Raw genomic sequence first — 1,411 nt, 5'->3', positions numbered from 1 at the left:
ATTCACCACAACCTGCTAAGGTTATAGGGACAAGCCGTACGGGCAATTAGTATCAGTTAGCTTAATGCATTACTGCACTTCCACACCTGACCTATCAACGTCCTGGTCTCGAACGACCCTTCAAGGAGCTCAAGGCTCCGGGAAATCTCATCTTAAGGCAAGTTTCCCGCTTAGATGCTTTCAGCGGTTATCTCTTCCGAACTTAGCTACCCGGCAATGCCACTGGCGTGACAACCGGTACACCAGAGGTTCGTCCACTCCGGTCCTCTCGTACTAGGAGCAGCCCCCTTCAAATTTCCAACGCCCACGGCAGATAGGGACCAAACTGTCTCACGACGTTTTAAACCCAGCTCACGTACCACTTTAAATGGCGAACAGCCATACCCTTGGGACCGGCTACAGCCCCAGGATGTGATGAGCCGACATCGAGGTGCCAAACTCCCCCGTCGATATGAACTCTTGGGAGGAATCAGCCTGTTATCCCCAGAGTACCTTTTATCCGTTGAGCGATGGCCCTTCCATACAGAACCACCGGATCACTATGTCCTACTTTCGTACCTGCTCGACTTGTCAGTCTCGCAGTTAAGCACGCTTATGCCATTGCACTATTAGCACGATGTCCGACCGTACCTAGCGTACCTTCGAACTCCTCCGTTACACTTTAGGAGGAGACCGCCCCAGTCAAACTGCCTACCATGCACTGTCCCCGACCCGGATAACGGGCCAAGGTTAGAACCTCAAACAAACCAGGGTGGTATTTCAAGGTTGGCTCCACGAGAACTGGCGTCCCCGCTTCTAAGCCTCCCACCTATCCTACACAGATTGGTTCAAAGTCCAATGCAAAGCTACAGTAAAGGTTCATGGGGTCTTTCCGTCTAGCCGCGGGTAGATTGCATCATCACAAACACTTCAACTTCGCTGAGTCTCGGGAGGAGACAGTGTGGCCATCGTTACGCCATTCGTGCAGGTCGGAACTTACCCGACAAGGAATTTCGCTACCTTAGGACCGTTATAGTTACGGCCGCCGTTTACTGGGACTTCAATCAAGAGCTTGCACCCCATCATTTAATCTTCCAGCACCGGGCAGGCGTCACACCCTATACGTCCACTTTCGTGTTTGCAGAGTGCTGTGTTTTTATTAAACAGTCGCAGCCACCAGTTTATTGCAACCCTTTCGCCCTACTGAAGTAAATCAGCCAAGCTACCGGGGCGTACCTTTTCCCGAAGTTACGGTACCAATTTGCCGAGTTCCTTCTCCCGAGTTCTCTCAAGCGCCTTAGAATACTCATCTCGCCCACCTGTGTCGGTTTGCGGTACGGTCTCGTATGACTGAAGCTTAGAGGCTTTTCTTGGAACCACTTCCGATTGCTTCAGCACCTAAGTGCCTCGTCCCAGTCCCTTGAATCATGGC

1 rRNA gene (running past one end of the window) is annotated in these 1,411 nt (G+C 51.8%); it reads right to left on the bottom strand.

Going from position 1 to position 1,411, the window contains the following annotated elements:
* Positions 1-25: 25 nt before the first annotated feature.
* Positions 26-1,411 (bottom strand): 23S ribosomal RNA (locus tag H3H39_RS27225) (its annotated part continues 1,448 nt past the right edge of the window); the annotation flags it as partial.

Source organism: Rugamonas apoptosis, assembly GCF_014042355.1.
Taxonomy (GTDB): Bacteria; Pseudomonadota; Gammaproteobacteria; order Burkholderiales; family Burkholderiaceae_D; genus Rugamonas; species Rugamonas apoptosis.
Note: the sequence above shows the minus strand (reverse complement) of the source record. Positions and strands in the feature narration are given on the sequence as shown.